Origin of the sequence: Haemophilus sp. SZY H35 (assembly GCF_018829705.1) — a bacterium.
GTDB classification, from domain to species: domain Bacteria; phylum Pseudomonadota; class Gammaproteobacteria; order Enterobacterales; family Pasteurellaceae; genus Haemophilus; species Haemophilus haemolyticus_K.
On the sequence record NZ_JAHKJZ010000004.1, the window covers coordinates 53,173 to 72,597 of the forward strand.

Genomic DNA, 19,425 nt, shown 5'->3' on the forward strand with positions numbered 1-19,425 from the left:
TATACTAAGAAAAATTTTTAGAAAAGGAAAAAATATGTTTACCGGAATTGTACAAGGCACTGCGCTTATTCATTCAATTACAGAAAAGGCTAATTTTAGAACACAAGTGGTAAAATTACCACCTGAAATGCGTAAAGACCTAGAAATTGGCGCATCGGTGGCAAATAACGGTGTATGTTTAACTGTGACTGAAATTAACGGCGATCTCGTGAGCTTTGATCTCATGCAAGAAACCTTAAGAATTACGAATCTTGGCTTATTGAAAGTAGGTGATAATGTAAATATTGAACGAGCCATGCAAATGGGAACCGAAATCGGCGGGCATTTATTATCTGGTCATGTGTATTGCACCGCAACCATTTCAGACATTATTGCCAGTGAAAATAACCGACAAATTTGGTTTGAGTTGCCAAGCGCAGATGTAATGAAATACATTTTAACGAAAGGATTTGTTGCCGTAGATGGTATTAGCTTCACTATTGGCGAAGTAAAAGGCACGCAATTCTGTGTGAATTTAATTCCTGAAACTTTGCAACGAACCTTAATGGGGCAACGTAAAGTGGGCGATATTGTGAATATTGAAATCGATCCTCAAACGCAAGCCATTGTGGATACTGTGGAAAATTATTTAAAAGCGAGAAATTTATAGTCTATTGAAATAAGAAGAGTGGCTAAAAAACACAGAATTTTTTAACCGCTCTTTTGCTTGATGACTTCGTTTATTTTTTCGATTTTTTCCATTTCCAGACAAGGAATAGGGCAAGTAAAGCGATAAGCACATAAATCACCATTTGACCTTTTTCAATTTGAGCATGTAACCAGTCTAAATTTTTTGCGCCAAATTCGCCTAAATAAACCCAAATTGGCACAGAAATAATGGCAGCACAGAAATCAATTAAGACAAAACGTGTGTAACTTACACGACGAGTAATACCAGAGACCATATAAATTGGGGCACGCAAACCGGGTAAAAAACGTGCGACAAATAACACACGGTTGCCATATTGGCTGAATTTTTCACGCACCATTCTTAAACGTTGTAATGTCACGATTTTACGCATTGGGCGAAAACGTAAAATCTTCGTGCCATAAATACGACCAAGCCAATACATACTAGAATCGCCCGCAAGTACACCAATCATACTGACTAGCAACATTAAATGTGAATTAACACTTTCAGGATAAAGCCCCGCAATCACACCGCCAGAAACTAACGTGATATCTTCAGGAATCGGTACGCCAAATCCGCAAATAATTAAAACAAAAAGAACAGCCCAATAGCCGTACTCAGTAAAAAATCCAATCAGAAATTCCATAATCTTCCTACTTTATTTTTTAATGAATATCGTAAAAAACTGCTAAGCATTCTAATCTTTTCAGGGTAAAAAGCCTAGAAAAAGTTTGCTTTGAAAAGCGGGATATTCTATAATCCGCCGTCTCAAAGCATGGCTCAATGCTTGTCTTTGAGACCAATATTTGGAAAATTGCTGGGTCGCCTGCAATTTTCTTTCTTTTAACATTAATTTAAAGAGAACATTAAAATGGCATTTAAATTTAACGCTGAAGTTCGTACAGCGCAAGGTAAGGGTGCGAGCCGCCGCCTGCGTCACAATGGTCAAATCCCTGCAATCGTTTATGGTGGCAGCGAAGAGCCAGTTTCAATCATCTTAAACCATGATGAATTAAACAACGCGCAAGCACATGAATCTTTCTATTCTGAAGTGATTACTTTAGTAATCGGTGGTAAAGAGGTTGCAGTTAAAGTACAAGCAATGCAACGTCACCCATTCAAACCAAAATTGGTTCATATTGACTTCAAAAGAGCATAATCCAGTATTTACGCTATCTAAAGTCAATTTTAATTCCGAAACCTTTTCTTATTTTTAGGTTTTAAACTTTAATAAAATCAATGGGTTTTAAAAACGTTTCGGAACGTGATTTGTGACAAAAAAAGGCTCTTCAAATGAAGGGCCTTTTTTATTTGGTTGGATTGAGTGGTTTTTCTTTTCTGATGTAATGTTGAGTGGTACGTGCAGAAGTATGGCCAAGTTGTTTTCTTGCTCGTTCATCATCAATCATTAATGAAAGGTCTGTTGCTGCTTTCGCGCGAAGATCTCTCAATTGCACTTGGTTGATCTCTTCGGCTAGCTCTTTATATTTTCTTGATGCCGCATTACGTGTATCCTTGAAATAATCTGTAAGTGATCTCCGCTCGAGCTTTCGCCCCCATTTATTCGTAAATAGAAACTGATTTTCTTCAGTGATCCGCTTGTCGATAATCTCTTTTAATTTACCTATGACTTTAATAGCAACACGTTTACCTGTTTTTTGCTGTGTAATATGCAGTAAATCGTTGTAGATATGTGAACTATGGATTTTTACCACGTCTATTGGGCGTTGTCCGGTTAAATACATCACATCCATAATGTCCTTCATATCACCTGTGGCGCAGTCGTAGATTTTATCCAAGATATAATCTTCAATGTACACATCACGGTAATTCACTTTGAATTTTTTAACCCCTGTTGATGGGCTGATCTTTTCAGTGTAACCCCATTCTCTCGCCATGCTCCAAATGTGTCCAAATAACCCAACTTCGATATTTGCGGTTGGTTTAACGTCTTTTCTCCAATCTAAATATTCACGGATGTGTATAGGCTGTATTTCATCAAGGGTAAATGGTGGATCTTGGAAGTATTGGCGTAATTTCTTTATTGCCTGAATGTTTGAGCTTCGAGTGTTCTTCGCTTTTTTAAGCGGCACAACTTCTTTTTCATATCGCTCAAGCACTTCAATAAAAAGGATATTATCTTTTTTCGTCAGATACTGCATATTCAGCTTTGCTGCTTCCAGAATAGCAATGTGCTTATCTTTACCTAAAGCAACTTCTTTTTTATCTGCCATCGTGTAGTAATAATAAACCACGATTGAGCCATCCGCTCTTTTTCGATTCCGACACACTAAACCTTGTGGCAATCCTTGATTAATTCGTTTTCTTGGACGTGCCATAATATCCCCCTTACTAACTTAATACTGCAGACCGCCGTCTTTCCTTTGTTTGTGTAATCGGCTGCACTTTCTCACCTTTCAAAATTTTGTCACCATCAGATCGTAACACAAGCGGGAATTTTCTATTTCCTTTTGGGTGAAGGAAAGGAATTCCGAATTCATTTAAGCTTTTCATCTGATATTTAGGACAAACATATCCAGTTATTAACGCTAATAATTCTGGACTGCAGTATTCATCAAAAAATTCTCTTCCCATATTTACTCCAATAAAAAACCGCCCATAAGAGCGGTTATAACGATTTATTTTAGTTAGCCAACTTCATCTAACTTATCCCCTCTTTCGTAAAGAGGGGCTAGGGGAGATTTAATGGGCTGTAAATGGGTTTTATCCCTCATTAACGGTTTCTACATCTTTCCAAATTGGCTTCATCATCTTGCTACCATCATACTTTTCATAAAATCAAGCCATTTTTGAGCATCTTTTTCCGTTTTAAAGCAACCATAAAGAGGTCCAGTATAATTAGATGCTCTAGTGTCTTTAACTACACCAAGGGGATTCACATAATAAAACCATTCACCCATTTTTGGATAAAACGGCTTAGGTAAATCTTCAATCCTAATCTTTGGCTCTTCCCACATTCCGATTACGTTATCTTGATCAAACGAATTCTTGCTATCTGGAAGCCAGCTAGCTGGGTAGCAGTCATTCTCTTCACAATCAGACATAACAAGTCCGTTTAAAGGCCGTCTGTTTGCGTGTTTTAATAATTCAGGGTATCTACTTAAATCGTAAAGTATGTATGCCTTTCTTCCACAGGCGAGCTTTACTGGTTCGCCATTTAAAGCTGCATCTAAGTTAAATTCTTTCATTTTCTTTCTCCATTAAAACAAAAGGCGCTCACTTGGAACGCCTATTGGGTTTGTTAAATATTAATTTCTATTTTTGCTTACCAAGATTTACCACAGGCAACACAGGCACAAGCGGTTTTGCTGTTGTAGCCATTGTTGATGCGCTACTGCGGTTATCATTTATCCAGTCAAATAGTTCCTCCCACGAATCGTAGTCAAGTTTGTGGAATGCGTTATTTCGGTCGCTTGCCCAGCGTTTCAGATGCTCATTAATATCGCGCGTAATTACCTCTCGAGTGTTGCTGCTTAACACGCCCCAGTAGGTTTTAACATCGTGAATAGTTTCGCTAACGATATAAGTATGTCGTGGCAAGCTGTATCGGACGTGACTAATCATTAAATCTTGGAGTTTATGCAGTGGGATTTTGATGTTAATTTCATTCATTTACGTTTACTTTTCTTTTTACGTTTACTAAAAATACGTTCTTGTTTTATCGCTCTAAGCTCAGTTTCAAGCTTTGTATTTTCCAGTTTTAGTTGATCATTCTCAGCTTTCAGACTTTTAATTAATTCACCCAATTTTCGTAGCTCCAACTCATGGAGTTCGATAGATTTATCAATATGTTTATATAATCGTCTAAGATCTTCCATCAGAATATTTTCAGCTAGCCGTTTAAGTAATCTCATAATCTATCCCTAATCCCGCCAAATTCTTTTATTAGGCTATCCACTGTTTTGCCAAGCACGTTTATCATTAAAACAAAGTCTGCATCAAAACGAGCTGTCACATCTTCTTTTACAATGTCATCGTTCTTCTCGATGATATTGTCGTCAAACTTCAGTCGTTTCAGCGTGCCATCTTCAACCAAGATAAATTTAAGGTTGTTTTCCCACTCAAGCGCGAGTTTAGAGATCAAGCCATTTTGAACAATCTCAATAATTTCCTCGTCTTCAACATCTTTTTGCTTGCAGTGAATAACGCCAAGATCTTCTTTTTCGCGGATTTCCACTTCCTTACGCAAGATTAGCCAATCGGGCGCAGTATCTGTAACCCATTTTGTCATCACTTCACATGGTGCACTATTAAACGCCAACGGTACTACTGGCAAGCTACCGAGCGATTTACGCAAAAGTGCAAGTGCATCTTCGGCTGTTTTACTTGATGCTGCATCAACAAAGATAAGTTGTTTCAATGTGTCGATATAAAGTGCGGTCGTTTTGATACGAGAAAACGCTTGCGGAAGTAGGGTAGCTATCACATCATCTTTTATGGATAATCGTTCTACTTTCTTTAATTTTCGCTGTTCTTTTTCTTCAAGTGCAGTGATTCGTTTATTGAGTTCACGATTCACAACTTCTATTGGTAAAATCTTTTCTTCACGCTTTGCCACAAGTAAGATTTTTCCGTCCGCTTGATGTGCTAAATTTTCTCTGGTGACGAGCGGAGCAGACCAACCGAAATGGCTAACATCTGCCGAACCACACGGAGTAAATTCACATTCTTTGAGTTGTTTCTCGATATTCTCAAAGTCTATTTGTTTTGTTAATTGGTAAATAATTGCATTTTTGAACCAGTACATTTTTATTATTCCTCATAAATAAAAGCCGCTAATTAATAGCGGCAGATTTTAAGCATCATCTTCGTAGTAGTGTTATTCAACTACGAACCCATCTTTAACCTCAACAAACTCACCTATATCATCTAACGTGTACCAAGTATCAGCTTTGATGTTATTTTCACCGACCTTTGATGCTTTAATATGAATTAGCTCTCCATCATCATTGCGATACACACAAACAATCGCACCATCGATACTCGCCTTAGCTTTAGATTGCCAACCAAGCGCAACAGCTATAGATTGCTCGCCAGATACTTCCGCTGCCGACAGATCGCCTGTATTGGTTGCCGCCGAGCGATTGCCTGTATTGGTTGCTACCGAGCGATTGCCTGTATCGGTTGCTGCCGACCGACTACTTGTATTGGTTGCTACCGACCAATCGCCTGTATTGGTTGCTACTGACCGATAGCCTGTATTGGTTGCTACTGACCGATAGCCTGTATTGGTTGCTACCGACAAATCGCCTGTATTGGACACCTTGGCAGCATCCCAATCAACTTTACCTTTTATCCATTCAACGGCTTTTTTTACCATTTCCGGTAAGTTAATTTCGGTTTCGATCGTGATTTTTGCAGATGCAATTTTTGTATCATCACTATCTTTTGATGTTTCGCCGCTCATTTTAACTACAGCAAATTTACTTACCGCTGGACTGTAATAGCTAAGCACATCAAGAGGGTATTCGCAGGCATGAAATCCACTCCCATAAGCCTTAACATCACCTTTATGCACATACGTTTTGCCTACCTCATACTGATAACCTCGACAAGTCCAGTCTTGGTTAAAACCTTTATAAGCTATAATCTCTTTATTTTCTTCAGCCATTTTTGTCTCTCAAATTTGTATAATAAAAAAGCCACTATTGGTTAGTGGCTTATCATGTAATTCAAAATGGAATATTATCATTAAACCCATCTTGTTCTGCTGCTGCGCTTAATGGGTCGATTTTTTCTTTGTCTTTGGTTGGCTGTTGTGTTTCATTGCTTGCCTTGCTGTCTAGCATTTCAAACGATTGTGTCGCTACTTTAAGTGCGGTGCGGTTATTACCGTTTTGGTCTTGCCAGCTTCCCTGTGCCAGCTTTCCTGTTACGCAGATTTTTGAGCCTTTTTGCAGATATTGTCTTGCTACATCAGCAGAGTTGCCGTGTACCACAATGGGTATCCAATGCGTACGTTTAACCGTATTGCCTTGTTTATCTCGGTAATCATCACCGATAGCAAGATTAAATGTGGCAATTTGCCCTCCATTTTGGAATTGGCGGATTTCTGGGTCACTGCCTAAATGACCGACTAATATCACGGTGTTGGTGTTACGAGCCATAGTTTTTCCTTACATTAAATTAAGTAAATAATCGTTATACATTAGATTGTATTCATCAACGAGATCGGGGTGTTTTTCCTCTAACCAAACGATAGACTTATCGTAAATTTCACCGCATTCCTTTTTGGTTTTTCCTTTCAGCCTATCTTTAAGTTGCTCTATAACCGATTTGCTAGTTACGTTAGCTTGAGTAGAGCTCATAGCCTGCTGGGTCGATTTGTTGGAGTTGTTTGATCGTTCGGACTTTGGGGGCGATGACTGATCACGCTTTCCCACGCTTGCCGCATCATCATCTTCTTGCGCCATAAACAACATTGCGGTTAAGGCGTAACGACGTGCATAGGTAATGGCTGCACCAACTTGTTGAGCATCGTTAGCTTGCTTAACTCCAGCCTTAACCAATGGATAACAGCTCCGTAAAAACTGCCCGCTTTTGTGAAAGAGTGTCGTTACAAGTGTTGGCTCGTCATTTAGGACGGTAACAAGTTGCGTGATAACTAAATTATGCTCCGCAAGGATTGGGCGACAGGTATCAAGCACTTTGCTTAGTTCTGCGTATTTATAACCATAACCTTGTTTATCTTTGCTTAGATTCCCAAGCTGGCTAATCGCTTGAATAAGTTCAGGCATAAGCTCACTTAAATTTGCACTTTGCAGTTCCATTTCTCTTTCCTTATCTAATTGTCAGAACTTGACTATCAACCAATTTCGCACCAGGAATTTCTTCCCCTGCTTTTAATCGTGCTTTAATTTCGGTTTTATTTGCTGTGATTTTCACATTAACAAGGGTTTCATCGCAGTTGTTGGCGAGAAATAAATCTTCGTCTAATTGCACCGCACTTTGCTTACTTTCGCGGTAAGAAATGGTAAACAAGGGGCAGTTAATTTTTGCCGTGCCAGTTACTCCCATATTGTGTTTGAGGTAGTTTTTAATCTGCTCAATACCGTTTTGGCGTTGCTTTTTCATTGCCTGTAAGCGTTTAATTTCAGCGTCAATCACTTCAATGTCGCCCTCTGTATTTTTAATGACATAGACGACATTCTCCGCTTTTTTGTCAAAATCTTGCTGCACTGCATCTAATGCTTTGGAAATATCAGCGTTATCTGCAAATTCAGGATTTTCGAGCAATTCTTTGATGTTTTCGAGTTGTTCGGTGATTTCGTAAAGTTTCATGGTAACTCCTTAAAATGGTAGTGGGTTTCGCTGGATATATTCAATTTCAGCTTGTAATTCTTCTGGCGTAATTCGTTCTTGCCATAACCAATCTCGAATAGCATTTAACAAATCCGCCTTGCTTTCTAGGCGTTCACGCGGTGTTTCTTCCATTTTTAACTTCTCCCATAACAATTGGATTGCCAATATTCACAATCAGCATCTTCAGGTTCACGCCAATCTTCTTCTGGCTCGTCTCGCTCTATGCTTTCGGTTTCAAATTGTGCGTAGTAATCATAGGGGTTATCGCATTGCCAAGGAGATAGCGTTGTGCGTTTCATTGTTTTGCTCCTGCGTGGCTTGTACCATATTGGCAAGCATCGAGAACATTTCAGGGTTTAGCACGATAGTATGTGCGTGTGCTTTTCGGTCTAAATGCAGGCGGATATTGCCTTGTTTATCCACAAAATAGCCGTTTAATCCATAAGGGGTGAACGGTTTTCGACGGGGTTTTGTGGCTTTTGGCTTAACTTTTTCAAGTGGTTTTTCTTCTTCCGATTCTGCTTTTTCAGTTGGGGGAATAGGTTGATTTTCTTTCGCACTTTCTACTAGTTCCGCTTTAAATTGATTCGTACTGGCATCTTTTTGATAAGGCGGAATTTTGGTGTTTTCCATTGCATTAAAATTTTCGATTCGTTTATTTAGGCGTAAGGTTGCAATGGTTTCATTGGCAAAATAGGCGGTTTTTTGGTACAGCTTATTGTTCACCCATAATTCGCCAAAATATTTTCCGGTTTCTGTACGGATGATTTGTGTTTTGTAGCTTTCCACTTTCATTATTTACTCCAAGTGCGGTTAATTTCGGCTTGCTTTTGCTCGACATAACGATACATATCAGCATTGACCTGTGGCGTTAAATTCGCTTGATAGATGCCGTTTTCTTCACGCCATTGTGCTTTGGCTTTTGCGCGTTCTTCTTGTTGGATTTGTTCGCTTAGTGTGTTGTCGTGCCAGTCGGTAGGTTCATCGGCAAAACAGTAGGCGATACCGCCAATTAAAAAAGCGAGGGCAAAGGCGATGGCTGTTTTACAAAGAAATGGGATGGTTTCAGCGAATGCGTCAGTAAATTTTTGCATTTTTGGTTCCTTAGCTGCATTTGTCAGCGAGTAGTACACAGATTAAAATAACGATAAGCCACATATTAAAACGAGCAAATTTATCGCTCTCTAATGTGATTAATGTGGCTCGGATTAAGTCCTTTATAAATTCTTTCATAGGAGTCCTTATGCGTAATTGGGTCGCTTGTTTTGTAAGTGCTTTCTTGTTGAGCATCGTGTTTTCTGCGATGTTTCTTGTCCAATCAGGAAAAGAACAATTCTATTTTGGCGATATTGTCCTCACTTCTGGCCAACTAAGATGGATAGCCACAATAGCTACTGGATTATTAGTTGCTCGGGCCATTCACTTTTACTATGGTTGTGAAAAAGTGCATTCGGTGATTGCTAAATTCTTTAATTTTTAGTGTCAGTTTCTTGAGAAGAAATACGCTCATTTTGTTTCCTTTTTAGTCGATTTGGTGAATTTTGGGTGTGAGAATCCGCCGCACGATTTTTCAAAAGTGCGGTAGATTTTCGTGAGTTTTATTGCACGTAGTTTTCTAACGTGATGAGGGGCGCAAGGTGCATCACATCTGTGCCGCGTGTGATTCTAAAAAGCACATCGGCAGATAATTTGAAATCCATATCGGATGACGCGATACGGTTTTTGATTGGTGTGAGTAAGGCGGATTGCGCCGCTTCCAGCATGGGGAAAAGCTGTTTGAGTAGCTCGCGATATTCATAGGCTTGATACCACGAGAGCACAAGCCATTCAAGTTCGTGTGCGGTGAATTCTCGTTCGTAAGTCATATAGCCAAAGGGATTTTTCGGCGGTAATAATCCGCGTTGTTTTTTGCCTTTGGTTTTCGATAATTCAAGCTGTTGCGCTTGGTTGCGGTGCATTGCTAAAAACGCACGCAATACAATTAAGTGGAATTTAGGGCTAATCCACATTGCGTAGGAAAGCACTAATTCTTCGCAAGCCCACGTACCTTGCTTTGAAATATCAGAACCGCCACGAATTGTTTTTAAAGCGAAGATCGTTTTTGTGCTTCGGTCATTTTCAATCTCTTTTATCAGTTCTTTAGTTTGTTCATTACGAGCAAATAAACTTGGACGATGTTTTTCTAATCCGCCACTTGCGATATGAAGGTCATTTAATGAAAAGAGATTTTCGTATGAACGAATAGAAGTTTTGAGAATTGTTAAGTTTGACATTTTTATGCCCCTATGAGTTAGTTCTTTATTCGACCAACCTTAGTAGGGTTGATCGGGCTTCAACTACTGCTCATAGACAGCGGAGCTTATTTCCTTTCGGTATTGTATTAGGCTCTCTCGACCCGAACATTGAAATCACCAGATCTGGTGATTTAAATTTTAGGCATAAAAAAACCGCTATGCTTTCGGGTGCGGATAGCCGCTATGAGTTTGTAGTGCGGTTATCTTATCCGTTGATGGCGGTTTTTGTCAAATTAAATTATGTTATTTTTTATTGATAGCATTCACAATAAAACAAGTACTACCAATAATGGCTAATGCTGCAGCGAGTGCACAGAATGTTGTGGCATAAGTGCCATTAATTATGTAATTGTAGCCATCACCGCCTACGTACGCATTAACATTCAAACTTGATAGATCTGGCCCAAAATTTTTATACATCATAATTTTACTAAGACCATATCCAATAGATACAACTGCACCGATATAGCACAACCAGCCAAATAGCATTAGTTCAAAACTATTACCTTTCTTCTGTTGACTTGCGCTTGTTTCTGAAGTTTCCATAATTTCTCCCTGTTCTCAGATACAAAAAAAGCCACTTAATTGTGGCTGCTGACTTTCTGTTGAAAGTGGGGGTATCTTAATCCGATGTGGGGGCGGTGTCAACACGGTTTTTTAACGAGAACCGAAAAACTCGCCTTGTTGTCTCTTACCTCAACAAGGAATATAATTGTTGATCTCTTACTTCAACAATTAGGAATTTATATGCCACAGCCAATTAACGAGCGCTTTGAACCCAAAAGACCACCTGCGCCCAAACAGCCACCAAATAAAGGTAAATAAAATGACAAATGACAGTGAGTTTTCTCTATTTTACGCACATAATCTAACCAAAATTTACGGTACATTTAATTCAAGAATCGCTAATATCATTACGTTTATTCAAATTTTATTTGGATCTTCTTTGGCGTTAGATGTAACGAAAACCTTTCCTTTATTGTCTGATTATCATTGGACATTTTGGACAGGTGCTATCGTAACGGCAACCGCAATTTTATCCTTCGTGTATAAATTTGATGAAAAAGCACTGCTTTCCAATCAGCTCTATCGGCACTATGGCTCAATTATCTCTAAATATCGCCATAATCCGGCATTAGACATTGATCATGAAATGTTAAATTTGCCGATAGATGAGATTAAGATTGTTGGCGCATTTGAGGATATTGCATATAAAAGAACAGCAATCCAACTTTCTCGAGATGACCACATTAAACTTGATTATTATCAGTGTTTCATTGCTTATTTTTCAGGAGATTCTTTTAATGACTGAGCCGGAACCATCATTTGAACATTATGTTCCAAAACGCCCACCACCTAAACCCAAGAAGTAATTCTGAGAATAAAAAAGCCCTCGTTTTACGGAGGGCAAACCTAAGGAACCAATTTTATAGGTTGCATAAGTTTTAAGCCCTCATGCTCGGCTAAGACAGTAACCAAAAGTTTGGGTAGTCATCCCTAGCGAATAAGCTCATCTTGAGCAGTGTCCACCGTGACTAAATCGGTGCAACCAGCTTAATCATCCATAATTAAGCCCGTATAGTGCCTTTCTTTATGCTTGTAAGGCTCAAGCCCTTATTGTCTCTCACAACACTAAGGAATATAATTTAATCTCTCACAACACAAACTAAGGATAAAGCCATGTCAAATATGATTATTTCTTATGACTTAAGAAACCATCGAGACTATACCAAGATTCAACAAGCAATTGCTAAACTAGGTACTGCTAGTAAGGTACTTGAGTCTGTTTGGTATGTACAAACACCATTTTCCGCAATTCAATGTCGAGATTTCTTGCAGAAAAACATTGATTCTGATGATGGCGTCGCTGTATTTGATTGCTCTAATAACACTTGGGCCACATGGCGATGCAATCATGAAGAAATGAAATGGTTATGGCAAAATTAGTCTATTTTGCGAAAAATCTCACCCGTTTCGCTATCTACCAGTTCCGTTATTGATTTAGAATCACTAAAGCGGTTGATATTGCTAATCGCCTGACAGAGTTTTTCTTCCAGTCCGTCATAGTAATGACCATTTTCAGCCGCTATTAAAACAGCTTGGAAAACTTGCTCTTTTTGGAGGACTGTTACAGTTTTACTTTCTGCACTACCTTGTAGTGAGTATTTTTTGTTTGTCATTTGTTTTCTCCTTTCTTTTCCATTAAAAACAGCACTCTTGAATGCGGTTTTTAATGTACCGTCTCTCCGATATGTCACGCTTATAGCTGCGTTTGCTAAATTAACCAGTCCGTGGGCTTGTTCGCCATTTCCCCGACTGAACTCGTATCCTCTAAGGGATTGCTTAAAGATATAAACAGCGCTGCCATTGACCTGCCAACCACATCTCTTCGGTTAAACACGCAGTACAGTTTTCTGCTCTGGGGTTACTCGACTTAAATCAGCCGATAATTTATATCCCGCACGAGACCAAGTTTTTAAAGAGCATCGAGATTGTGTATCTCGTTTTGATGGGAGTATATTATCTAAAAGATAAAATCAGATCAATATAAATTTACCTTAAAGATAATAAATATTTATCTTTTTATTATCTATTTGATTTTTAAGGAAATAAATTTTAAGCAAGGCGATTTAAGTGGTGGTTTTTTGAGCGATTTGTTTGCCGAAAGTTGTAGAAAGTTAGAGATTTGGTAATAAATTGGGTGAGATTAGATTCAAAGGCAATAGAATTTAAATGCCGATAATCATCTAAAAAGTATCGATTATTATAAAAAATCTTTGTATAATACCCACAATAGGAGAGTAATTATGATTGAAGCAATTGATTTATTTTGCGGAGCAGGTGGTTTAACCGCAGGCTTACAACAAGCTGGCATTAAAGTAAAAGCAGGGTATGATATTGAAGAGCAGTGTCGCTATGCATTTGAATTTAATAATCACACTGAGTTTGTCAATAAAGATGTTTCTTTAGTAGATAATGAAGAGATTGCTCGCCGTTTCTCAAAAAAAGCAATTCGATTATTAGCCGGTTGTGCCCCTTGTCAGCCTTTTTCAAAGTATAACCAAGGAAAAGACACAACAACCGATAAGAAATGGCCACTGTTATATGCTTTTGCTCGTTTAATTGAGGGAAATCTGCCTGAATTGGTCACAATGGAAAATGTGCCTGAAGTGGTTAAGCACCAGGTCTATCATGATTTTGTGAAAAAATTGGAAAACCTCGGGTATCATACTTGGGCGGATACGGTGGTTTGTGCGGATTACGGCGTGCCACAACGCCGCCGTCGTCATGTATTACTTGCTTCGCGGTTAGGGCCTATCCACTTAATTGACCCTACTCACAAAGAGAAATGGATAAACATTAAAGAAGTTATCGGACATCTTCCTGCTATTAACGCAGGGGAACAACACCCTGATGATCCTCTGCATCGTGCAGTTTCATTAAATACACTTAATTTAAAACGTATCCGTGCTTCCAAGCAAGGTGGTTCTTGGAAAGATTGGCCAGAAGAGCTACAGTTGGCGTGCCATAAAAAGTCCTCTGGCTCTACCTATGTAAGTATTTATGGGCGAATGAAATGGGATGAACCAAGTCCAACAATGACAACACAATGTTACGGATATGGTAACGGTCGTTTTGGACACCCTGAGCAGGATAGAGCTATTTCACTAAGAGAGGCCGCAATTTTCCAATCGTTCCCTGATGATTATCAATTCTACCCAGTAGATAGTAAAATGCAAACTAAAGACGTGGGCAGAATGATTGGTAATGCAGTTCCTGTCCGATTAGGAGAGGTTATTGGGTTAAGTTTACAGCATCATTTAAAAATCAAACATTAAGATAAAATCTATTATTCAGGGATATTTCTAGTTTATCTTGAATATCTAGAAATACCCTTTTTATATCCTCTTTGCATAGCCTTAAATCTTCACAGGAGTATGTTAGTCCAATCTCACTAAAATCTTTCTCACCATGTGCAAGTTGGTTTCTGATAGTTTTCAAAGTATACAATTTAATCTTTCCTTGGAAATAAAATTGGATGTTTGATATTTGATATTCTTTAAATATATCTTTAAACATCTCGCCATCCACATTTCCATTAGCAATATCTGTTTTTTCAGGTTTGTAATATTTAAATTTGTCTTCGAACAGATTTCTTAAAGTTTGATGTTTTTGAGCAGTATTGATATTTTTAGGGAATAAATAACTTGAAATTATATTCTGAATATATGGTTTTAGCTCAAAAAATGAGACTTCTTGATCATGGATATCATCATAAATACTAAAAATAAATTCCCTAAAGAAAAATTCTACCTTGTTGTATAACATAACAAGTATGTTTGCCTTTACAATATTACAAAGCTGCTCATCGTTTAACGAGAGAAGATGGGTATATAACTTGTCTATATCCTCATCCCTTTTCCTCAAATCTTCTTTTAGTGCCTCTAATGCCATTAAGCTTGACCCAATAATTTATTTTTCACAAAATTAATTCTCGCCATTAACTTGGATTTATTATTCGCTGCATCACTTGTAACGACATTACGGTAATCTTCAGAATTAAACCAGCTTGAGATGTTGTCAGTATCCAATCCGTCAACACCATTATTTTCTTTAATTGCAAAATATGTACCTAAAGCAATAGACTCAAAAAATGTTCTTGAGGTAGAGCTTGCATTTTCTGATTTTTTAAAGCCAAAAGGAAAATATTCATCAACGAACTTCATAACTTGTTGAAATCTATCCAAATACTCTTGAATATTTAATTTTTCCTCTGGAATACTTGCCATCTCATTAAAGTATTCATCAAGGAATGTTCTCACACTATTTTTATAGTCTTTAAGTTTATCTCCGTAACCAAAGAAGCGTAACACTAATTCTGCGTAATCTTCGTTGCTTCTTCTGCTTCTTGAAAGAGGTGACAATGTTCTAAACAACTCATTCTTTGAGCAAGGGTCAATCACTTTTGTATAAAAAGCTGATGTAGCACTTTCAGAGCCTCGTCGTTGTTCCATTGGAATTAATGGTTTAATACCTGAATTGATGCGTTCAAATAAATCGCGTTTGTATTCGCTATCATCTGACCTTAATTCCATAATGCGTAAAGATTCCCGTAAGAATCTTCGCTGTCTTCCTGCGGGTAAATCAGAAAATTTAAAACCCTCCAATTCGGTTAATTCTTTTAATTCTGATAATGGAAATTCATCCTGAACAAAGTAATAAATAGCTCTAATTCGTTGAGAGCCGTCAATAATTTCTACTCGGCCATCTAAGTCAGGATTTTCATTAAAACTATCTGCTATATAAATATAAGGGATAGGTAAAGTGAGTAAGATACTTTCAATAAATCTAGAGGCTATACGCTCATCCCATTTGTAATCGCGTTGGTAATCTGGGATAAATAATTCGCTATCAGAATCAGGATCACCGCCATTCCCAAATTTATCTAAAATAGTCTGGATAGACCATTCTCTTAACCCGAATGAAATCTCTCGTTGTTTTTCAATAATTGCCTTTTCAGCTAGGTCTTTTTGTTCTTTCGTTATCATATTTTTTCCTTATTATCACAAATCCAACACCAAGCTCTCTTTGGCAATGCCTGCTATATATTGCATTTTGCGGATATTTTCTTGGTAAAGGTTGATTGGCTCGTGGTTTTCATTCACGGAATAGAGCGTGAGTCTGCCACCTTGTTCGTAGGCGTAGATTTTAACCATTACCTGATCTTCATCGGTAACAACAAGCACCTCATCCCCATTTTTAATTTCGTGATTAGGTTCAATAATCACGTATTCACCGTGCTTAATACGTGGGGTCATTGAATCGCCCTGACATTTTAGGGCATATACATCTTCATCACGGCTTGGCCACCAGATGTAGCCATCGCCTTCGCCTACGGGGTATTCTAAATCGATCCAATGCCCTTCAGTACCTAATTGGGCGTAGCCGCGAATAGGCACATGGTTCACGGGTATGGAACGCATTTTCAGGAAGTTCACGCCTTTCGGATTTTGGCTGAGGTCGTCATAAAGCAAGCAGTCTGCAGACATGAGGAATAATTGCTCAAGGGTGTTTAAAAAGAGCTTTTCATTTTCCACGTTATCAGAATTTAGCAGCTCTAACAAGCGGCTTTTTTCAATCTCGGTTCGCTCCGCCAAAAGTGGGAGCGAAATGCCTTTTTTACGCATTAAGAATTTGACGTTATCCAGCAGGTGGACAGGCTGTTTCTCTTCAATGGCTTGATGCTGTTGATCTAACCAGCCTCTTGGCTTACCCATTCCATCTTCTAATTTTGCAGCAATTTTATCGCCAATGCCTTTCGGCTTGCCGTTTTGAATAGCATTTTTATTCTTAATTTGTAGTAAATAACTTACTGCAATTCCTGTTTTAGAAGCAAGTTCTGAAGTGCTACCAGCCTCATCAATAAGTAAAAGTAAATTATCGTGGCGGATCTCTTTCATTGTTTTCATAAACACCCCCTTGAGTTAGTTCATTATTGTTATTTTATTATCAATTGGATAACAAATAAATATGATCTATTTGTTGATTTGTGTTTACCTATAAGATAATATTTTATTTACTTTTTAGATAAATGATGTTTGTATGAAATTAAGAGATTACTTTGAAAAACAAGGAAGAGGGTCGCTTACCTATCTTGCCAAACAAATGGGAGCGAAAACATCAAATGTGTGCCTCTGGGCTAAGGGTAAAAAGAAGGTACCAACTAATCGCTGTCCAGACATCGAACGCATCACAGAAGGCAAGGTAACTTGCGAAGAGTTACGCCCTGATGTGAATTGGGGTGTGTTACGTAATTCAAAAGGGCAATAAAAAAACCAAGGCTCATTTTTGATTTTTATTAAAAAACTTATCTAGCACAACAGGCAGAAGAGTAAGACTCCAAAAGAAAAATGACAATTTGAGCACAAAGTAAGACCAACTTGACTCAGTTAGCAAGAATTTAAAACCAAACTCAATAAGCTCTTCTTTGCTAAAGGAACCAAGTGTAGTTAGAACGGCGATGCACATCATTGATGGTATGTAAGCGAAGTTATCCAAAGTTTGTTGATATTTCCTTACTCCCCATTTGTGCAATAAAACTATTCCCAGAGGGATACCGTTTACAAGTATTCCAATGAGCCAATACGGAATATCACTTCCAATAATTAACCGTGGAAGTAATAGAAAGACAATAAAACACAACCCGACGAATAAATCACGGAATGTAACAAAGGACATAAAAAGAATGAGTAAATTGCAAAGTAGATTGCGCATTATTGCACAAATTTGGCGAGAGGATAGCGAGTTTCGTTACTTTACGGCGATTGCCATTCTTTTTGTGGTGGTGAGTTTTTTTTAATAAAAAAGCCACGAGGAGATTTCGTGGCTTTAACTAACTATCTTTAATTGTTATTCACAGAGGTTGTCTGCATGGAAAATATTAATCCAAACGAAAAAACAAGTCAAACGCAAAACGGCAAGATTCTCAAGGCTTTATTGAATGGGGAGCGATTGACTCAGCTTGATGCTTATACCCGATTTAATTGCACCCGTCTAGGAGCAAGAATCTACGACATAAAAAATATGAATGAGGAATACAAGAACAAGGTTGTTGATAGATGGGTTGTTCTTCCAAGTGGCAAGAGAGTTAAAGAATACCGATTCGAGGCTTGATATGAATAATGATTCCAGATTCATTCCAAATTCTTTCCAGGTGCCTAATGCTGTTATAGATGAATTAATGGCTGAGCTAAGCGGTGCAGAACTAAAATGTTACTTAGCTATTTTACGTAAAACTAAAGGCTGGAATAAAGATTTTGATGCCGTTTCAGTTACTCAATTAATGAGCGTGACAGGGTTAAGTAATAGAGCAGTAATTGATGCCTGCAATCATCTAGTTGAGCTAAATCTGCTTTATCAAAAAACAGGGAGTAGAGGTGTAAAAATTTTCTCAGTTAACCTGTGTAATAACTTCACTAGTGAAAAAAGTTCACTAGTGAAAAAAGTTCATGGTACCAGTGAAAAAAGTTCAATAGTGACTAGTGAAAAAAGTTCACACACAAAAAACAATATTAAAAACACTATACAAAATACCCCCCCTATATCCCCCCAAGGTGAATCGGCTACGCCTGCAAATGGGAAAATCAACGCAGAAAATATTCCTTTGCCGGATTATGTCGATCGTGAGACTTGGATCGCTTATTGCCGAATGCGTAAAGCCAAGCGAGCGGAAATTAAAACTCAAGATACGATTGAGCGATGTTTTGGAGCCTTGGAAAAACTCAGTGGGGGTAGTCCTGATTTGGCTAGGGCGATTTTGGATCAATCCATCGCCAATACCTACACCGGATTATTTGCTCTGAAGTCCTCACCTAATCGAACAGTAAACTCAAGTGCAAGCAATGACCCTTTCCCCGATAACGGCACATGGGGCGTGGGAAGAAAATTAAACGTCGATCCAAGTTTAATTCCGGAGTATTTACGATGAACGCAATCACACCAACTCAGAAAAGTGCGGTCGAAAAATCCGATGTTTCCAGCAATGCAACGAAATTAATTGACCGGATGTTTACCCGATTGAAGTCGCTTTTCCCCGCTTGGAAACAAGCATTTGACAGCATTGAGACTTACAACGAAACCAAGCAAGTATGGCTTGAAGAATTGATCAAAGCTGATGTGATGACCCCATTGGCATTAAAACGAGGATTGGATCGTGCAGCAGGTTCTGAAAGTCCATTTTTCCCAAGTGTCGGACAATTTATTGCTTGGTGTAGTGAAGACTATCACGTATTGGGTTTACCGAACGAAGCAGAATTATACCAACGCTATAAAACTTTCTTAGGCTATGCCAGATTCAATTGGGATGAATTTCAATATCGTTCAAAAGTGGAATTTTGGTTGCTTAAAAATCTGTATGAAAAGTGCAAGAAAAAATCGGAAGAGGACACGTTGAAAGCTATTCCGAAATTACTCACCGAAGCGGCAGAAAAAGTGCGGTCGAATTTTCCTTTTGAGGATATTCCGAAAATGATTCCAACAAAGACAAGTTTTTACGATAAAGCTAAGGCTGATAAGGCACGCGATAGCTTGATGGCAATGATGAAAGGAGCATTGCAATGATCGAACAACAATATAGAG

Annotated in this window: 32 protein-coding genes; 10 read left to right on the forward strand and 22 right to left on the reverse strand. The window is 38.3% G+C overall.

What is annotated here, in order from left to right; all coding sequences use genetic code 11:
- The first annotated feature begins 34 nt into the window (after positions 1–34).
- Positions 35–649 (forward strand): riboflavin synthase, encoded by a 615-nt coding sequence (ribE, locus tag KP710_RS07950; protein WP_111407930.1) that lies wholly within the window; start codon positions 35–37, stop codon positions 647–649.
- 70 nt (positions 650–719) lie between these two features.
- Here ribE and KP710_RS07955 read toward each other — a convergent pair whose 3' ends face one another.
- Complete coding sequence (locus KP710_RS07955; RefSeq protein ID WP_111407929.1) at positions 720–1,316, reverse strand: DedA family protein; 597 nt, start codon at positions 1,314–1,316, stop codon at positions 720–722.
- Between the two features lie 225 nt (positions 1,317–1,541).
- Between KP710_RS07955 and rplY the strand changes: the two genes are divergently transcribed.
- A complete protein-coding gene (rplY, locus tag KP710_RS07960) occupies positions 1,542–1,829 on the forward strand; it encodes a 50S ribosomal protein L25 (RefSeq protein WP_005633680.1) in 288 nt (95 codons plus the stop codon).
- Positions 1,830–1,977: 148 nt separating this feature from the next.
- Here the strand turns inward: rplY and KP710_RS07965 are convergent, their stop codons facing one another.
- The 14 genes from KP710_RS07965 to KP710_RS08030 all read right to left on the reverse strand — a co-directional run bounded on the left by KP710_RS07965 (position 1,978) and on the right by KP710_RS08030 (position 9,087).
- Complete coding sequence (locus KP710_RS07965) at positions 1,978–3,009, reverse strand: tyrosine-type recombinase/integrase (protein WP_065265122.1); 1,032 nt, start codon at positions 3,007–3,009, stop codon at positions 1,978–1,980.
- A gap of 13 nt (positions 3,010–3,022) precedes the next feature.
- A complete protein-coding gene (locus tag KP710_RS07970; RefSeq protein ID WP_048952983.1) occupies positions 3,023–3,265 on the reverse strand; it encodes a hypothetical protein in 243 nt (80 codons plus the stop codon).
- A 173-nt stretch (positions 3,266–3,438) separates the two neighbouring features.
- Positions 3,439–3,879 carry an HP1-YO09 family phage-derived protein gene (locus tag KP710_RS07975; protein ID WP_215771056.1) on the reverse strand — a complete coding sequence of 147 codons (441 nt, stop codon included), beginning with the start codon at positions 3,877–3,879 and terminating at the stop codon, positions 3,439–3,441.
- Positions 3,880–3,946: 67 nt separating this feature from the next.
- Positions 3,947–4,303: a hypothetical protein gene (locus KP710_RS07980; protein ID WP_215771057.1), complete on the reverse strand. Its 357-nt coding sequence runs from the start codon at positions 4,301–4,303 to the stop codon at positions 3,947–3,949.
- Complete coding sequence (locus KP710_RS07985) at positions 4,300–4,545, reverse strand: hypothetical protein (protein ID WP_215771058.1); 246 nt, start codon at positions 4,543–4,545, stop codon at positions 4,300–4,302. Before KP710_RS07985 ends, KP710_RS07980 begins: the two co-directional genes overlap by 4 nt.
- Positions 4,542–5,438, reverse strand: a complete 897-nt coding sequence (gene rdgC / locus KP710_RS07990; RefSeq protein WP_215771059.1) for a recombination-associated protein RdgC — start codon at positions 5,436–5,438, stop codon at positions 4,542–4,544. Before rdgC ends, KP710_RS07985 begins: the two co-directional genes overlap by 4 nt.
- Positions 5,439–5,510: 72 nt before the next feature.
- Positions 5,511–6,302 (reverse strand): DUF7666 domain-containing protein, encoded by a 792-nt coding sequence (locus KP710_RS07995; protein WP_215771060.1) that lies wholly within the window; start codon positions 6,300–6,302, stop codon positions 5,511–5,513.
- Between the two features lie 61 nt (positions 6,303–6,363).
- Positions 6,364–6,798 (reverse strand): single-stranded DNA-binding protein, encoded by a 435-nt coding sequence (locus tag KP710_RS08000; RefSeq protein WP_215771061.1) that lies wholly within the window; start codon positions 6,796–6,798, stop codon positions 6,364–6,366.
- 9 nt (positions 6,799–6,807) lie between these two features.
- Positions 6,808–7,461 carry an ERF family protein gene (locus KP710_RS08005; protein ID WP_215771062.1) on the reverse strand — a complete coding sequence of 218 codons (654 nt, stop codon included), beginning with the start codon at positions 7,459–7,461 and terminating at the stop codon, positions 6,808–6,810.
- A gap of 10 nt (positions 7,462–7,471) precedes the next feature.
- Entirely contained in the window at positions 7,472–7,972 is a 501-nt protein-coding gene (locus KP710_RS08010; RefSeq protein ID WP_215771063.1) for a siphovirus Gp157 family protein, read from the reverse strand.
- Positions 7,973–7,981: 9 nt separating this feature from the next.
- Positions 7,982–8,125 carry a hypothetical protein gene (locus tag KP710_RS08015; protein WP_215771064.1) on the reverse strand — a complete coding sequence of 48 codons (144 nt, stop codon included), beginning with the start codon at positions 8,123–8,125 and terminating at the stop codon, positions 7,982–7,984.
- Positions 8,126–8,127: 2 nt separating this feature from the next.
- On the reverse strand, positions 8,128–8,292 hold the full coding sequence (locus KP710_RS08020) for a hypothetical protein (RefSeq protein ID WP_215771065.1): 165 nt from the start codon (positions 8,290–8,292) through the stop codon (positions 8,128–8,130).
- The gene (locus KP710_RS08025; protein ID WP_215771066.1) at positions 8,255–8,788 is read right to left on the reverse strand and encodes a hypothetical protein; all 534 of its coding nucleotides are present in this window, start codon (positions 8,786–8,788) and stop codon (positions 8,255–8,257) included. Before KP710_RS08025 ends, KP710_RS08020 begins: the two co-directional genes overlap by 38 nt.
- On the reverse strand, positions 8,788–9,087 hold the full coding sequence (locus KP710_RS08030; RefSeq protein ID WP_215771067.1) for a hypothetical protein: 300 nt from the start codon (positions 9,085–9,087) through the stop codon (positions 8,788–8,790). The genes KP710_RS08025 and KP710_RS08030 overlap by 1 nt, the downstream gene beginning before the upstream one ends.
- A gap of 149 nt (positions 9,088–9,236) precedes the next feature.
- Between KP710_RS08030 and KP710_RS08035 the strand changes: the two genes are divergently transcribed.
- Positions 9,237–9,473 (forward strand): hypothetical protein, encoded by a 237-nt coding sequence (locus KP710_RS08035; RefSeq protein ID WP_215771068.1) that lies wholly within the window; start codon positions 9,237–9,239, stop codon positions 9,471–9,473.
- Positions 9,474–9,591: 118 nt separating this feature from the next.
- On the opposite strand, the gene KP710_RS08040 is transcribed toward KP710_RS08035, so the two are convergent.
- Positions 9,592–10,266, reverse strand: coding sequence for a KilA-N domain-containing protein (locus KP710_RS08040; protein WP_215771069.1), 675 nt, complete (start codon positions 10,264–10,266; stop codon positions 9,592–9,594).
- A 264-nt stretch (positions 10,267–10,530) separates the two neighbouring features.
- Positions 10,531–10,833 (reverse strand): hypothetical protein, encoded by a 303-nt coding sequence (locus tag KP710_RS08045; protein ID WP_052095401.1) that lies wholly within the window; start codon positions 10,831–10,833, stop codon positions 10,531–10,533.
- Positions 10,834–11,113: 280 nt separating this feature from the next.
- On the opposite strand from KP710_RS08045, the gene KP710_RS08050 reads away from it, so the two are divergent.
- Complete coding sequence (locus KP710_RS08050; protein WP_215771070.1) at positions 11,114–11,599, forward strand: hypothetical protein; 486 nt, start codon at positions 11,114–11,116, stop codon at positions 11,597–11,599.
- A 368-nt stretch (positions 11,600–11,967) separates the two neighbouring features.
- Positions 11,968–12,234, forward strand: a complete 267-nt coding sequence (locus KP710_RS08055) for a hypothetical protein (RefSeq protein WP_215771071.1) — start codon at positions 11,968–11,970, stop codon at positions 12,232–12,234.
- On the opposite strand, the gene KP710_RS08060 is transcribed toward KP710_RS08055, so the two are convergent.
- Positions 12,231–12,467, reverse strand: coding sequence for a hypothetical protein (locus tag KP710_RS08060; protein WP_112083850.1), 237 nt, complete (start codon positions 12,465–12,467; stop codon positions 12,231–12,233). The genes KP710_RS08055 and KP710_RS08060 overlap by 4 nt on opposite strands.
- Before the next feature lie 627 nt (positions 12,468–13,094).
- Here KP710_RS08060 and KP710_RS08065 point away from each other — a divergent pair.
- Positions 13,095–14,126 (forward strand): DNA cytosine methyltransferase, encoded by a 1,032-nt coding sequence (locus KP710_RS08065; protein WP_215771072.1) that lies wholly within the window; start codon positions 13,095–13,097, stop codon positions 14,124–14,126.
- Here KP710_RS08065 and KP710_RS08070 read toward each other — a convergent pair.
- The 3 genes from KP710_RS08070 to KP710_RS08080 are packed head-to-tail and all read right to left on the reverse strand — an operon-like array spanning position 14,116 to position 16,757.
- Positions 14,116–14,742, reverse strand: coding sequence for an MAE_28990/MAE_18760 family HEPN-like nuclease (locus KP710_RS08070; RefSeq protein WP_215771073.1), 627 nt, complete (start codon positions 14,740–14,742; stop codon positions 14,116–14,118). The two genes, KP710_RS08065 and KP710_RS08070, sit on opposite strands and share 11 nt — an antisense overlap.
- On the reverse strand, positions 14,742–15,836 hold the full coding sequence (locus KP710_RS08075) for a DUF262 domain-containing protein (protein WP_215771074.1): 1,095 nt from the start codon (positions 15,834–15,836) through the stop codon (positions 14,742–14,744). The genes KP710_RS08070 and KP710_RS08075 overlap by 1 nt, the downstream gene beginning before the upstream one ends.
- A gap of 15 nt (positions 15,837–15,851) precedes the next feature.
- Positions 15,852–16,757, reverse strand: coding sequence for a S24 family peptidase (locus KP710_RS08080; protein ID WP_215771075.1), 906 nt, complete (start codon positions 16,755–16,757; stop codon positions 15,852–15,854).
- 133 nt (positions 16,758–16,890) lie between these two features.
- On the opposite strand from KP710_RS08080, the gene KP710_RS08085 reads away from it, so the two are divergent.
- Positions 16,891–17,118: a transcriptional regulator gene (locus KP710_RS08085; protein WP_005662003.1), complete on the forward strand. Its 228-nt coding sequence runs from the start codon at positions 16,891–16,893 to the stop codon at positions 17,116–17,118.
- A 12-nt stretch (positions 17,119–17,130) separates the two neighbouring features.
- Here KP710_RS08085 and KP710_RS08090 read toward each other — a convergent pair whose 3' ends face one another.
- Positions 17,131–17,526: a hypothetical protein gene (locus tag KP710_RS08090; protein WP_252346392.1), complete on the reverse strand. Its 396-nt coding sequence runs from the start codon at positions 17,524–17,526 to the stop codon at positions 17,131–17,133.
- A 192-nt stretch (positions 17,527–17,718) separates the two neighbouring features.
- On the opposite strand from KP710_RS08090, the gene KP710_RS08095 reads away from it, so the two are divergent.
- Genes KP710_RS08095 through KP710_RS08105 form a run of 3 tightly spaced genes read left to right on the forward strand, consistent with a single transcriptional unit; the run spans position 17,719 to position 19,407 of the window.
- Positions 17,719–17,961, forward strand: a complete 243-nt coding sequence (locus KP710_RS08095; RefSeq protein ID WP_005633905.1) for a helix-turn-helix domain-containing protein — start codon at positions 17,719–17,721, stop codon at positions 17,959–17,961.
- Between the two features lies 1 nt (position 17,962).
- Positions 17,963–18,775, forward strand: a complete 813-nt coding sequence (locus KP710_RS08100; RefSeq protein WP_215771077.1) for a phage replication initiator YdaU family protein — start codon at positions 17,963–17,965, stop codon at positions 18,773–18,775.
- Positions 18,772–19,407 (forward strand): replication protein P, encoded by a 636-nt coding sequence (locus KP710_RS08105; RefSeq protein ID WP_215771078.1) that lies wholly within the window; start codon positions 18,772–18,774, stop codon positions 19,405–19,407. The genes KP710_RS08100 and KP710_RS08105 overlap by 4 nt, the downstream gene beginning before the upstream one ends.
- Positions 19,408–19,425 lie beyond the last annotated feature (18 nt).